General features: G+C 34.2%; 17 protein-coding genes. 10 read left to right on the top strand and 7 right to left on the bottom strand.

Annotation, left to right across the window (positions count from 1 at the left end):
- The first annotated feature begins 249 nt into the window (after nt 1-249).
- From ACMT7R_RS09585 to ACMT7R_RS09570, 4 genes are all read left to right on the top strand, one after another.
- On the top strand, nt 250-2,130 hold the full coding sequence (locus ACMT7R_RS09585) for a hypothetical protein (protein ID WP_415311483.1): 1,881 nt from the start codon (nt 250-252) through the stop codon (nt 2,128-2,130).
- 228 nt (nt 2,131-2,358) lie between these two features.
- Nucleotides 2,359-3,708, top strand: a complete 1,350-nt coding sequence (locus ACMT7R_RS09580) for a glucose/sorbosone family PQQ-dependent dehydrogenase (protein ID WP_415311481.1) — start codon at nt 2,359-2,361, stop codon at nt 3,706-3,708.
- A gap of 94 nt (nt 3,709-3,802) precedes the next feature.
- Complete coding sequence (locus tag ACMT7R_RS09575) at nt 3,803-3,931, top strand: hypothetical protein (RefSeq protein WP_415311480.1); 129 nt, start codon at nt 3,803-3,805, stop codon at nt 3,929-3,931.
- Nucleotides 3,932-3,972: 41 nt separating this feature from the next.
- A complete protein-coding gene (locus tag ACMT7R_RS09570) occupies nt 3,973-4,269 on the top strand; it encodes a DUF5996 family protein (protein ID WP_415311681.1) in 297 nt (98 codons plus the stop codon).
- Here the strand turns inward: ACMT7R_RS09570 and ACMT7R_RS09565 are convergent.
- From ACMT7R_RS09565 to ACMT7R_RS09555, 3 genes are all read right to left on the bottom strand, one after another.
- A complete protein-coding gene (locus ACMT7R_RS09565; protein WP_415311479.1) occupies nt 4,206-4,886 on the bottom strand; it encodes an alpha/beta hydrolase in 681 nt (226 codons plus the stop codon). The genes ACMT7R_RS09570 and ACMT7R_RS09565 overlap by 64 nt on opposite strands.
- Before the next feature lie 13 nt (nt 4,887-4,899).
- On the bottom strand, nt 4,900-6,003 hold the full coding sequence (locus ACMT7R_RS09560; RefSeq protein ID WP_415311477.1) for a ring-cleaving dioxygenase: 1,104 nt from the start codon (nt 6,001-6,003) through the stop codon (nt 4,900-4,902).
- Between the two features lie 159 nt (nt 6,004-6,162).
- The gene (locus ACMT7R_RS09555) at nt 6,163-6,423 is read right to left on the bottom strand and encodes a hypothetical protein (protein WP_415311476.1); all 261 of its coding nucleotides are present in this window, start codon (nt 6,421-6,423) and stop codon (nt 6,163-6,165) included.
- A 262-nt stretch (nt 6,424-6,685) separates the two neighbouring features.
- Between ACMT7R_RS09555 and ACMT7R_RS09550 the strand changes: the two genes are divergently transcribed.
- The 4 genes from ACMT7R_RS09550 to ACMT7R_RS09535 are packed head-to-tail and all read left to right on the top strand — an operon-like array spanning nt 6,686 to nt 7,396.
- Nucleotides 6,686-6,820, top strand: a complete 135-nt coding sequence (locus tag ACMT7R_RS09550; protein ID WP_415311475.1) for a hypothetical protein — start codon at nt 6,686-6,688, stop codon at nt 6,818-6,820.
- A gap of 24 nt (nt 6,821-6,844) precedes the next feature.
- The gene (locus tag ACMT7R_RS09545; protein WP_415311474.1) at nt 6,845-7,018 is read left to right on the top strand and encodes an aldehyde dehydrogenase family protein; all 174 of its coding nucleotides are present in this window, start codon (nt 6,845-6,847) and stop codon (nt 7,016-7,018) included.
- On the top strand, nt 6,993-7,271 hold the full coding sequence (locus ACMT7R_RS09540; RefSeq protein WP_415311472.1) for an aldehyde dehydrogenase family protein: 279 nt from the start codon (nt 6,993-6,995) through the stop codon (nt 7,269-7,271). Before ACMT7R_RS09545 ends, ACMT7R_RS09540 begins: the two co-directional genes overlap by 26 nt.
- Complete coding sequence (locus tag ACMT7R_RS09535) at nt 7,268-7,396, top strand: hypothetical protein (RefSeq protein ID WP_415311471.1); 129 nt, start codon at nt 7,268-7,270, stop codon at nt 7,394-7,396. Before ACMT7R_RS09540 ends, ACMT7R_RS09535 begins: the two co-directional genes overlap by 4 nt.
- On the opposite strand, the gene hsp20 is transcribed toward ACMT7R_RS09535, so the two are convergent.
- The gene (gene hsp20, locus ACMT7R_RS09530; protein ID WP_415311470.1) at nt 7,393-8,055 is read right to left on the bottom strand and encodes an archaeal heat shock protein Hsp20; all 663 of its coding nucleotides are present in this window, start codon (nt 8,053-8,055) and stop codon (nt 7,393-7,395) included. The two genes, ACMT7R_RS09535 and hsp20, sit on opposite strands and share 4 nt — an antisense overlap.
- 1,280 nt (nt 8,056-9,335) lie before the next feature.
- On the opposite strand from hsp20, the gene ACMT7R_RS09525 reads away from it, so the two are divergent.
- Nucleotides 9,336-10,349: a hypothetical protein gene (locus ACMT7R_RS09525; protein WP_415311468.1), complete on the top strand. Its 1,014-nt coding sequence runs from the start codon at nt 9,336-9,338 to the stop codon at nt 10,347-10,349.
- A gap of 240 nt (nt 10,350-10,589) precedes the next feature.
- On the opposite strand, the gene ACMT7R_RS09520 is transcribed toward ACMT7R_RS09525, so the two are convergent.
- Nucleotides 10,590-11,156, bottom strand: a complete 567-nt coding sequence (locus ACMT7R_RS09520) for a hypothetical protein (protein WP_415311467.1) — start codon at nt 11,154-11,156, stop codon at nt 10,590-10,592.
- Nucleotides 11,157-11,327: 171 nt separating this feature from the next.
- On the opposite strand from ACMT7R_RS09520, the gene ACMT7R_RS09515 reads away from it, so the two are divergent.
- Nucleotides 11,328-11,918: a hemerythrin domain-containing protein gene (locus tag ACMT7R_RS09515; RefSeq protein ID WP_415311465.1), complete on the top strand. Its 591-nt coding sequence runs from the start codon at nt 11,328-11,330 to the stop codon at nt 11,916-11,918.
- A gap of 174 nt (nt 11,919-12,092) precedes the next feature.
- Here the strand turns inward: ACMT7R_RS09515 and ACMT7R_RS09510 are convergent, their stop codons facing one another.
- Together ACMT7R_RS09510 and ACMT7R_RS09505 are read right to left on the bottom strand one after the other, a co-directional pair.
- Complete coding sequence (locus ACMT7R_RS09510; protein WP_415311463.1) at nt 12,093-12,392, bottom strand: antibiotic biosynthesis monooxygenase family protein; 300 nt, start codon at nt 12,390-12,392, stop codon at nt 12,093-12,095.
- Nucleotides 12,393-12,431: 39 nt separating this feature from the next.
- Nucleotides 12,432-12,974 (bottom strand): ferredoxin family protein, encoded by a 543-nt coding sequence (locus ACMT7R_RS09505; protein ID WP_415311462.1) that lies wholly within the window; start codon nt 12,972-12,974, stop codon nt 12,432-12,434.
- Nucleotides 12,975-13,740 lie beyond the last annotated feature (766 nt).

Below are 13,740 nucleotides of genomic sequence, written 5' to 3'. Positions count from 1 at the left end.
ATATGTTGATTATGATATATCCCTTAGATAAACAAATTATTTTTTAGACTGTAAAGAATTAGACGGGCAGGGGATTTATCAGTATTGATGGAGTCGCCTCATAAATTAAAACAAGGTATAGTCATTATACCTAGTTACATACTATGCTCAATATAGAACTTACAAATATTTGAACACTACAGTCGTATAAATGAACAATTTGAACGGTTTTTTGAACATTATTAAGTTCGTGTATACTAGGGTATATATATGAGCACTTCAAATTCTACAAAAAAATTAGTAGTTAGAGGATATCTCAATGGTAAATCTTTTGACCAGTTGGCTAAGGAGAATGCTATTTCAAAAGGAAATGTCTTTAACATTATCAAGGACTGGAAAAGCCGGATAGAGGCTCCTGATATTGATGAAATAAGGGAATTTTCCGTTTTGCTCAGAAAATCAGAAATTACCATTAGGCAATGTGCTCAAAGCTTTAGGTTCATTCAGATACTTTCTAATTTTGGAATTACAGATGAAGTGGATTCCAGTTATGATCCAGATTTTGAAATAGGTTCGGAAACCATTCTAAACGATACAATTAGAAAAAGTATCAACAATACCCAGAATGAAGCTGGAGGAATTGAATTTGCACACAACAATTACACATCTAAAGATAATTTTTATTACTTTCTAGGAGAGCTTTATAATAATTGTAAACGTTTTAGGATCAAACCTTCGTTCATAATCAAATGGATGCAAGATTTATTTGAAGTTAATTCAATATTAATAGAAAAGAGTGATCAATTACGAGATTACGATAGTAATAATGCCGTAGTAAACAAACCTATTGAATTTGCAAGATTTGACACCGACAAAAAAGGATTTGACAGTGAAAGAAACGATGACTACCTCGTTACCAACGAATTACAAATACCATTCATCTCTCAAATCAATGGCTATATAGAACAAAAAAGGATTGAATTAAAGAAATTGGCATCTCGTAAAAAGAAATTACTTGAGGAAATAAACAGTCATGAAGAACAAAAAAGTGTAGTGATGTCCAACATTATGAAGCTAAAAAATAAAGAGACCTTTGCTTTGACTTATCTCTCATGGTTTAATACCTTAAAAATTGCTTTGTCCAATAACTACCACATAAGAATAGAGGAAGAATTCAAAAACTTTGCTAAAATAATTAATGACTTTAGATTTTATAATTATGACGTTCTCCAAATAATAAGTGACTACAAGCAAATAGAATCACTGAGGGATGAAATTAAAATTATTAAAAGTAGTATTGACTCAAGTTTTCTACTCAAGGAGCAATTAGCAAGAGATATGGAATCCTTAGAGGAGAGGAGAGGTTACGTCAGTCAGTCTTTAATAGCCTACGAAGAATTAACTAAACTGGGTTGGGGACTTAAAGAACTTAAAAAACTATGGAATATTACTATGGAGATATCCGTAGCCAATAATATAAGCACAGTAAATGCGATGAGAAAATTCCTCTACGATGTGGAAAGTCAATATGATAATAAACTTGGATTTGAAACCAAGATTAATGAATTAGAACTAAAGAAGAAAAAATTAGAGGAAGAAGTTCCAAAGTACAAAGGGTATCTACTGTCTCAATACGCTGTTGCTACAACATTACAATATCTCTATTTACATGGAGTTACCAATAATGATATTATTGAAATGAACAGTATTGTATCATCTTTTATAGAAGGGAGTATTATCTTTGATCCTAATTTTCAGAATCAAAATAAGATAAACATCAATCATAAAGGTAATGAAACCATAAAAAGAACATACTACTGGAAAGCACTAATAAATGAACTAAGAAGGATGGGAAGTATCAATTTTGAAGTTAACAAACAAAGATCATATCGTGATAAACTCAAGGTAGAGACTGATCAATTAAACTCTCAGTTTAAAATGATAAATGAATTGACCATAACGTCATTGCGACTTCTTAACTCATTAAGCATACAGTTTTCATACTTAATTGAATCCCTTAGACAAATTAAGATCAACATGGACAAAGGGGTTGCTCTACATCTATTCCATATTCTTGTGTATACTGCAAACAGTAAGCCAGATTCAAAAGATAGTAATGAAGACGATAATGTAGTAAACAAAAAGAAATAATTACTAATAAAAGATTAGCGGACTATAGTAGTACCAGGTTTTATATTAACACCATAGTATAGGACATCGAAAAATCTGATTGTATATTGACATTGTTAACAAAAGGTTTTTGCAAAAAACAGGATTTAGGGTCGTTGTTTGATAGTGGGTATCTATCAAGTGATTCAAACATAAGCAAAAGAATATGGATTGGGTAAAGGATAACCAATATAATAATTTAAAAGTTTCTTGGTAAATGTATTAGCACGAAATCTTAGTGCACCTTTAAATCTTCTGTTTGGTCCTGACGATACACTCTGGATTACAGAGCGGGTAGGAAAGGATATCGTACGAATTGATCCAACCAATGGTACAAAACTAAGTACAATGCCCATCCCTAACGTTAATCAGTCTCAGGGTCAGGATGGCGTTTTGGGAATGGCATTTGATCCTGACTTTAATAACACACATCATATTTACGTTGCCTATACCTATGAGGAAGAACCAGACAGAAGTAATGGAACTGAAGTAGAAGGAACGCCTGAACTCAAGACCAAAATTACACGTTTCACATACGACCCAACTACTCATAATATTAGTGAGCCACAAGATCTAATTAGTGGTCTTTCAGGAAGCGGTGATCATAACTCTGGACGCATGACATTTGGACCCGATGGTATGCTATACTACACTATAGGTGATCAAGGCAAAAACCAGTTGGCTTTAGTATGTTTGAATAATATGGCACAACACCTTCCGACCACTGAAGAGGTAGCAGCAAAGAATTGGAGCATGTATGAAGGCAAGGTACTTCGAGTGAATCCAGATGGCTCAATTCCTGAAGATAACCCCGTCATTAACGGAGTCCAAAGTCACATCTACACATATGGTCACCGTAATGCCCAAGGTATAGCAGTAGGTCCCACAGGTGATGTATATGTTGCCGAGCATGGGGATAATTCTGATGACGAAGTTAACCGCCTTGTAGCTGGTGGTAACTATGGATGGCCCTATGTTTCTGGCTTTATTGACGACAAGGCATACCAGTACTATAACTGGTCTGCTGCAGAGAACTGTAATGAGTTGACATTTAATGACGTTGCACCTGCACCTGCTGGCGTGACTGTACAAAACGAGACCGAATTTAACGCAACAAATTTCGTCCCACCAATCCAAACATTCTACACGGTAGATAAAGACTTTAACTTCACAGAGGCAGCCAAGACATGTGGTGAGTTGATATCTACATGCTACCCAACCGTTGCACCCTCAAGCTTGCGCCTTTACACATCGGATGTCATTCCAGGGTGGGAAAATAACTTATTTATGACAACTCTTAAGGCCGGCAAGATATTCAAAATAGCGCTCGACGATAACGGTACGGCAGTATCAGGTCAACCTGAGGAACTTTTCCGCTCAGAGAATCGTTATCGAGATATTGCATTTAGTCCTGATGGGAGCACTGTCTATAGAATCACAGATATGGCAGGTCCAGTACAAGTTATGAAAGAAGGTCCAATTACCGCGACAACAACTCTATGGAGCCCAGGAGCTCTTATAGCATTCAAGTATGTAGGAGGTAACTCAACTACACAGTAGATAGATCAAAACGATGCCTAATCAACATCTACATTCTAAACCTCTTAAATATGTGGATACATATCAATCATAGTAAACTAGGAGAGTATAAAAATTGCCGATAACAAGACACAGAGGTAGTGATAAGATTAGACATCGGTTAGAACATGGATTTACAAGAGCAAAATATAAAATTGGATCATTCTTCAAAAGATCAGAATTGATTCACGTACTGACCTTTTAGATAGGTATGGGTAGGCTCAATACCATCGTACATACAGAAAGATTATAGTAAAGAATTATGCTTATCCCGAACCTGATGACTTGTTTAAGAATTTCGTGATCCTACCAGAAGTGGTGTTTTATTATTCGAATTTGCACGATTTTATTTTACCATACGAGGCGGTCCAAAAGTCAAATACGCCTGATTCCCTATTTATTAACGTTCTTCAAATCATATACATAGCGGCAGCAACGACTGCAAAGTGGGATCGAAGAAACTGGAACGTCAGTAATAATTATTTAAAGTTTCGAGCTAACCATTCCTTTGAATACAGGATATCTGACTCCGTAAGATTATGACCTGATTGCTGCCATTTCAAAGTCACATTTGCTCCACTTTTTTCGAGTAGATCAAAAAGGTTTTGTGTTTGACTTTCTGATACTATAGGATCGAACATCCCTGCAGATAAAAGAACTTGCTTGTCGCATAGATTGGGTGGAGAATCTGGTATAAAAGGAACCATTGCCCTAAATAAGATTGCACCCCTTAGTGTTTCTGGATACGAGAGAAGAAGACTTGTTGCTATATTTGCACCATTAGAAAAACCTACTGCTACTATTTTGTTTATATCAAAACGGTAAATATTTGATGCATCTTTAACAAAATCTGATAGTTCTTTGGTCCTGAGTTCAAGGTCATCTAAATCAAATACGCCTTCCGAAAGTCGTCTAAAAAATCTAGGCATTCCATTTTCCAAGACTTTTCCTCTGGGGCTTAACAATGATGCAGTGGAAGATATCATTTGACCAACTTGTATCAAATCATCTTCATTTCCACCTGTGCCATGAAGCAACAATAAAGTTAATGAATTTGATTGATTGTCTTTTTGGGTATAAGCACGATTAGAATTATCCGCAATATACTCCTGCTGTGACGAGGAGGGGATAAAACGGTGTTTAAAATCTAGGTCCTTCATTTTCTCCCACTACCTAAATATTACTAGTTTGATTAAAAGACGAAGATGATGAAGAAGAATTAATGAATTTATCAAGTGACGGTGTGCTAATCTTAGGAAGCACTTTCTCAAGATAATTGCGGTCAGGCTCTAACCATTGAGGTAGCAAGAGCTTTTGTCCCAAATCCTCCTCTTTTTGGTCTACCATAAAACCAGGAGGATCAGTTGCTATTTCAAATAAAATACCTCCGGGTTCTCTAAAATACACCGAATGAAAATATCTTCTATCAATTACAGGGGTAGCATCAAGACCCGAACTGACTATTCTTTTACGTATATCTAATTGGCTTTCGTCAGTGGGGGTGCGCCATGCAATATGATGAACACTGCCTACTCCCATAGAGCCTTGACGAGTATCGGGCAGACATACGAGATCCACAGTAGACACAGAATCTAAAAGATCAAGTTCTCTTTTTTCCTTGTTACCGTAGAAATTATCAATTCTTTTTTCTTTGTCTTTGATTTCAAATCGGAACCTGTTTCCCTCTCTCTTTGTATTTGAAAAACCCATGTTTTCAGTTAAGAGATCAGCCGTACGCTCATATCCTTCTAAGGATAGGGTCGCTGAATAAAATCCTCTAGTGGCATATTCTAGAGGAACAGGACCATTTTTCCAAACATGTTTGTTTCTTTCTTCAGCAAACTTGTGTGCAACAAGTTCTATTTCCAGACCATCTGGATCATAAAGCGTAATTACTTGTTCATCCCCGTCATCGTTTTCATCAGCGAATCTTTTTATTGGACCGGTATAACTAATCCCTCGGCTTTTTAGTCTGTTAATCCAATAGTCTACAGAGTTTTCGGGGATTAAAAAGGATGTAGTAATCACTTGACCAGTTCCTCTAAATCCTTTTGGCATGGTGTGCCATGGAAAAAAAGTCAGAATTGTACCTGGCCTTCCGATATCATCTCCGTAATAGAAATGATACGTTGTTGGATCATCAAAATTAACCGTTAGCTTTACTAGGCGTAACCCTAAAAAACTAGTATAAAAGTCAATATTTTTTTGGGGGTTTCCTGCTATAGCTGTGATATGGTGTATCCCAAGAATCCCTTTATCGCTACTTATACTTGTCATAGTAATATTTTCTACTTATAGTATAAATATCTGCTAACCTGGGTAAACCAGAATCGTCAATTTCATTACTTTGCTTAGTGTCTAATTGCTACTTATCATGTCAATAATATGTGAATATATATTTCACCCATTCAAAGATATTTTCAGGTTTGTTAATGGCTAAATTTTAAAATCTGATACTTGATAACTTTTTCTTTCGGGCATTATTTCAAAAGAGGGTTTGAGTTTTTCTACCAAATCTGATAAAAGTCGATTATCTTTCTGATAGAACTCATCCATATCTTTTTTAGTTTCCCAAAAGGTTAGGACTATGGATTCAGAATGGTCTTCTAAACTATTCATTACAATAAATCCTTTCATTTTGGTATCTTTCGTTTGAACCACTTTGAAAAACTCTAAAATGGCCTCGGTAACTATCATCTCGTTTACCTGGTTTAACAATGACTTTGTTATATTTCATAAAATGCATTAAATTTAAGTTATTCAAAGTTCCAAATAATGTTATTCCCCCACTAATAATATTTCTAGCATAAAGTTTTCAACTTAGCCAATTAACTGTGGATATTAAAGGTATCTCGATATGATAATTTAATGAATGTTTTCGTGCTTCATTTTCCTAAATTATACCAGGTCAATAATTACATGGGGTAAGTCAATAAGGTATGGTGGTATATTTTATTCATTGTCAACAGTGGATAATAATCATAAAATAAAGACAGGCAATCCAGCTAAAGAAGAAATTCTAAACGAGTATGAATCAATTAACAAAGATCAATCAAACGACTTGGTAAAAAAAATCAAGAACTGTATTTTTTAGAGTGGAAAATAGATCCAGATAAACATGCATATTTCCTATGCTTTTGCTAAAGAATTTAGAGAAAATAAAGAAAACCTAGCCAAGACTGCCACACTCGAAATGGGAAAAGCGATTAAAGAGTCCAAGTCAGAGGTAGAAAAATGTGCTTGGGCGATAGAATATTTTGCAGATAATGGGAAAAATATTTTCAAATGGTGAGGTAATCAATACAGATGCTAGAAAGAGCACAATAACATTTGAACCACTTGGTGTGATAGGAAGTTTAATGCCATGGAATTTTCCTTACTGGCAGGTATTGAGATTTGCGATCCCCTTGTTAATGGTTGGAAATATTGTTGTCTTAAAACCAGCAAGTTCTACAATGCATTGGAGTATAGAAATTGAAAAAACATTGATAAAGTTGGTGTACCGCAAGGAATATTTCGAACATTTGTTGGAAACCCTAGTATGACGGAGGCGCTAATAGATGCAGAGGGTGTTAACGCAATAACATTTACCTTAATAATAATTGGAACAGGACTGGCATACGAATTATCACGTTCGCCATTATTTACCAAAAATATGGTGATATACTAATCTATCTTTATCTCTTTTGCCTTTGAGATTGCTTCTTTCTTTTTGTTAAACGTTATTTCGAGAATCCCATTATTGAATTTAGTTTTAACACTCTCAATATCGATACTGTTAGGTAATTTCATGTTCTTATGATATCTTCTTTTAGGATCTGTAGACTTTACTTCAACCGAATCCTCGGTAGCATTTATTTTTATATCCTCTTTCTTTACGCCTGGTATTTCTAAAACGACTGTAATTTGGTCTCCCGTAGTGTCGATATCAACTAATGGTTCTGTCTCATTAGACAACCGCGGTCTGGTTCTGCTATTTATTTCAAATCCCCTTTCGGAAGGCCTCACATTTCCAAATTCTTGTATCCTTGGTTTACCATCAGGCCCAATGGTCATTGAATAACCATATACTATTGGACCTACCTGTCGGACTTTAGAACCATCAGGTGTTTGATATTCTTTTACTAGCTCTTTCGAAGATGTATCACTATTAGAATCGTCAAACTGGTCAAACATTTTTTGCATCTGTGAACGTATATCCTCAAAATCCCTGAAGGGATTCATATCAAAAAAATCGCTATCACTAAATCCACCATATCCAAATCTATTGCTTCTGTTAAAAAATCTTCTAAACCAATCATCATAATAATCATTGTTCCCGCTACTCATAGGAATTAGTTAGTCTTCAAACCTTAAATAGCTAATAAAAATTTGATCAATATTTATAAACGCATTGTCATTGTAGCATATATTATAATCAAATTTGATAATAGCATAAATTAAATGGTATTACTATATTTTGGGCTCGCTCTATCTTATAAGGTTCTAGAAGTGTTCAATATTTAGTATTGAATGATTTTAAGACCAGTAAAAAAAGGAAATTTAATTTAACTTCTGTGTATAACATATGAGATATCTTAATCAATGCACTACTGAAAGAATTTAATATTTGTTAGCAAATGTATAAACAGTATTTGACCCTTCTGTTATCCATCGACACATCAGTAACCACTTTTACAATATATCTCATAAAGAGTTCACATCTCGTATTTTCCTTTATCAAGTCCTTGCTTTCGCTGTCTAAAGAATCAAGTATTTTGAAAACAATATAGTCTTTTTCACATGTCATTGTATTAAATAGCAAAGGAACACGATAAGGTTTGTAGCCTCAAAATAAATATATCGTGATTTCAAACATTTTTTACTTCAAAGTGACGTAAAGTGACGAGAATAGACAAATTGTCAAGTTTACAAATCAAAATTTAAATTGATATGAAGCATTCATCATCTGATCCGAATTCAGTTATGCCGATTAAATGTTTCAAATATCAATTTGTTGATTGTAGTCATCCTCTAGATGATTTACACTAAAATTCTAGTTTCGATAGATGGATCTGATAACTCCATTTAGATTAAAACATGGACTATTTTTAACCTTCAAATTAGGATCAAAATTGACTGTTATTTCTAAATGTATTAGAAATCTCTCCAGCTGTCTATGTTCTACAGCAAAGTGTTGTCGACTCGGTAATGAATTAATTGGAAAAAGAATAAGAGAAAATTTGAGTCGACTCGAAATCAAGAAAATTAAAAGTAAAGCATGAACCAGCATTAGTAAAATGAAATTGATGTTTTACACATAATAATGGAATATGTAAAAAAACAGGATGGCAATGTTTTGATTATTGAAAGAAGGGGAACCGGAAAAATCAAAAAAGTCATTATATGGATGGTTGCTCATAATGTATCTCATCAGACTAAAAAGCCGATTTTAATCTTCAAATATCTAGGGAATTAAGAGCGACATACATTATAGAGAAACATCCTTTATCTTAAAAAAAAATAAACAACAAACAAGATCCTGGATCTGTCTTAAGATTTGACTTTTAGCTATATTTATTATCATGATTTAGATTTAAATTTAAATCATACTTGTAATATTCTAACATATGTTAAAAAATATGAGGAAAGTTATTATCTATTGTCCTATCATTGTTTTTCTTTCAATTTCCTTTATCACTGTTGTAGAATATGCAAATGCACAATCGCCAATTAACAATAGTGTCGATATTAGTGGTATTTACATTTCAGACAAACAGGCTCTTTATAATATCATACAAATAAACAACACTGTTTGGATTTTTGGTACTACAGCCCCAGATAATACATCAGGCACAATAAAAAATATTTTTAGTGGAATGTTAGAGGATAACTTTAGCAGAATAACTGGAAAATGGATCGATTCTCCTTTGTCGAACAACATGAAGAGCGGAATTGTCAATTTCGAACTTTTTATCGACAAATCGAAGAACAATATAACCCTGAATCAGATTCTGCAGGCAACAGGATCGGATAATGTTTATCCCATCAATATGTTAACCAAATACGATCCCGCTGTTCACGGTCCTCTAACGATTTATGTTTCAATGGAAAATGTATTTATTAATATACCTCGATCCCCTGTGTCGGATCTTTTGTATGTAGGCGTAAGCGGACAAAAGAACGATGAAACACCTTTAGCTGCAACTAAATATTTGGGAACTCGAGGATATGGTTCTAACATAACTACAGATCTAAGAATTGGTCCGTTTTCAATTAATAATGAAAATGATACTCTCAAAGTATACATACTAGGATTAGACAAGGAAGATGGCACAGCATCCTATACATTAATCAGTCTTAGAGATACGCTAATTCAACTAATGGAACCGTCTTATAATGTTACAAATTTAGTCCAAGGTACAAATATTATTAGCTCAATATCACCTGCGTTGATTCCGAGAGGATGTAACGGCGTTGTATTCATAGACATGTTTGAATTATCTTCTGAATCCTTGAGAAATATAACTGCCTTTAATGGAGAAAACAGTCAAGTAAATACTTATTCAGGAACCGTTAGTCCCCCAGGTTGTGGACCACCTTCTCAATATGTTGTGAAACTATCCATAATGACCCATCAATAATATTGCAAATGAGGATGATAGAAAAAGCATTAGAAATACATTATATCTCTTCAGGTAGAATTAATTCCAATAATATTACTAATCAAGGTCCGAATGATAGATTTTTCTAACCACAAGTAGATAAGATGAGGCAATATTAGATGCATGACAAGTGCACTTAGTACTTCTTGAAACAGGTTCAAAATACATTATTAAGAAAAATTAAAAGATGAATATTTTTTTACTTAGGATTGACCAATTCTATCGTGGAGAATGGAGACCTTTCATAAATTCAGGATTGGCACTGATGCCATATATGTATGGCGATTTGCCAAAATGATAATCAACGCTTTCGGGATCGATCATTATTATAAAAACATTCCAGTTATTTGATCTTTCAATTGTGGTAGGAATAGCAACTGCAGGACCCTCTAGCAAGCTTATAGTAGAAGTACCATTAATAATAGTAGAATTATTATCAGCATTTTGTGTTCTGTCGGTTACAACAAAATCTGTTAGAGCATGAGTATGTCTAGCAGTACCGTCGGGTTTTATCATCTCGATTGCAGCAGTAAACGCTCCTGAAGACTGGTTCGATAAAATAAGATCGCCAGTTGGATCTCCAGTTAATAATGATCTCCAAGTCCCAGACATTAGCCAATCTACATTTCCGGTGTCATTTACACTCAATCCAATAACGGGTCCAAAAGCGCTTTTAAGACCAGAAAGATTAGATTGAGAGGCAATTACAGTACTGGAAATATATCCTATAGATATAAGCGTGGTTAACACTATAGCTGTGAATAATATTGCTTTGAAAAATTTCATCAATAAATTTAATTTAATATTCTACTTAACCATATAATACTTTTCTTTGAAATAATTAAATATATCAAGATAAAATTGCTTCCTTTGCAATTTTTTCACAGAAAAGTGAATCAGTTCGGCCAGATCTAGAAAAATAAAAGATAAAAACCATAATTCAATTAACAAAGTCATTTGAGTTCTACCAAAAATCTGAAAAACGATCATATAACAATAAGAAGAGTAAGAAATATTGCGCAGAAATGTTCGGAGAATTTATATGCAAATAAAAAAGTTCCCTTGGAACATGTTGAAATCATATCTGTAATTATAGAAGAGTTTGTGGATAACTTTCATCACGGTAAAGAAGAAACAGCATACTTTCCAGAAACAAAAGTAAAAGACGGTCTTGCGGAAGATGTTCGTAAGTTCTTGATCGAACATGAGTTAGGAAGAAGGATAGCAAAAATGTTGAGAAGAGAAATAAATGTATTAAAAGAAAATCGCGGGAAAGAGGACAACAAAGTGTTACCATATAATGAGAGCAAACTAAACGAACCGGTGGCAAGATTCCTAAAATCATATGCGGTCTTCATTGATGATCATACCGGGAAAGAGGACAAATTCTTTGATTTGATAGAATCGGGCAATTTGCTGTCTGAAGAAGAAGACAAAGGCCTACTAAAGCACTATGAAGCATGTAAAAATCAAGTGGGTGGAGAAATCAGGATAAAGGAAATGCTCAGATTAATAAATTATTTAGAAGAACAGAACTGGATGAAATAATTGAATAGTATTTACGATTGATTATAGACACGGGTTAACATATTTTAAACTCTGATATTAGTAATTGAACTTGGAAGGAAAGCCAAGCAGATAAGGTAATTAGAATCGCCATTCTTCCTCTTAATCTTTTTATGATGATTGACAAGACTTTATTTTTTTGCTCAAAAAATCGATTTACAATCCAGATATTGTGTTTATTATCTCGAAGAATTCTGGTTTGGGTATTCCACTAAATAGCGAGGAGGTTCTCTCATGAATTATTTTATGTTTGTTGCTTGAATGCATAGTTTTAAAAGAATCAAAAGAATCAAATTCGACTATTGCAATGTAGTTTTGATTTCTGTCTTTTGCAAGTTTTCTTGAAATCAACCCAGGCGTTTCCTTTAAGAGATTATTTGACCACTCGAACCATTTTTTAAATTCCTCTTCTCGGCCATAATATACTGTTGGAAATTTAGCTATTACTATAATCATTATTCATAACCTCATCTGTAGGAAAAGTATCTCGAGCATTTAATGACTATGTGGAGGAGGTGCACTTCCTTTGGATAGGGCCTCATTAAATGTTCCAGATTCTCTTTCATGGAATTCCAAATTAGATTGATCCACTTTAATAGCCTGAGGGGGACAGACAGATACACAAGCCATACACCAGATACAATCATGTTCTCTGATCGGATCGGATTTGTCCGTATAATCCTTTCTGCCTTCTCTGTCTTGGTTTTCCCCGTTGCCCTCACTAGTAGCATTCATCATTTCAATACCAGGAATATCATTTTCTGTTCTGTACCATTGAAATACTTGTACAGGACATGCTTCAATACATGCTCCATCTGCTACACATGAGTCCCAGTCGACTGCTACCATGGTTCCATGAATACCCAGAGGAACATACTCCTCTCCTCTAGCTTTGTACGCATCCTGTACCTCTCTATTAGTGGCGGATTCCGCATCAGGTCTTCCCGGTCCCCATACGAAGTGATAATGTTCCTTATCCGTATGCTGATGTCTACCCATAGGTTGGTGGTTTTTTGGAAAGTCTGGATCTATTGGCATAGGAACTTTTGATTATTAAATAAGATAAACATGACGTTTGTGTTGCAAACGTATGCAATCATCAAAATAAATTATGTCAGAAGCTGCATAACTAGGGACACAATTTCTGTTTTCTTCAAGAATAACAGTTATGTTGTTTCCCCTTAGTATTTTATTTTCTATAGGAAAGGTGTATCCCTGTTAGAAATTGTCGTCAAAATAAATGAGTGATGGAATACAATAGAATATCTTTGATTTGTTGAAAGTACTAGGAGTTATTGAATTATATCCCATCACCCATGCATGAATCTTCGTTCTGTTGGCTTAATTTGGCAAACCATCGTATTTGCAATCACTTGTGTTTTGGTATGAGTATGTAAACGGTTTTGCTCAAGCTGCTAAACAGGCAGGTATAATTAGTTAGGATTATTCCTATAATAAGGTTTCTAAACTAAGGATTGCGTATTAAGCAATTGCAATCACTTGTGTTACATGGTATTTATTAAAATAACAATAATATTTCAAAGGGCTATTTAGTAATTGTCAGTCGTAGGTTCCAATAACTATCTTGAAGTATATCATAAGGACATACTTAAACAATCCATTATTGATTATTTTGATCCAGTGCCACCATCACCTATAATATTAAAGCAGAACAGGAATACAGCAACGATCTAAATTTTTTTGTTTGTGTGCACAAATGTTTGCTAGTAATTACGGAGGTTTGCATCCGATACCGATCTATTATATAACACCGTTTTATTATTTATTCGATCAGGTTATTGTA

The organism is Candidatus Nitrosocosmicus sp. FF01, assembly GCF_047711275.1.
Lineage (GTDB): Archaea > Thermoproteota > Nitrososphaeria > Nitrososphaerales > Nitrososphaeraceae > Nitrosocosmicus.
The sequence above is the reverse complement of the archived record's forward strand: the minus strand, read 5'-3'. Positions and strand labels throughout refer to the sequence as shown.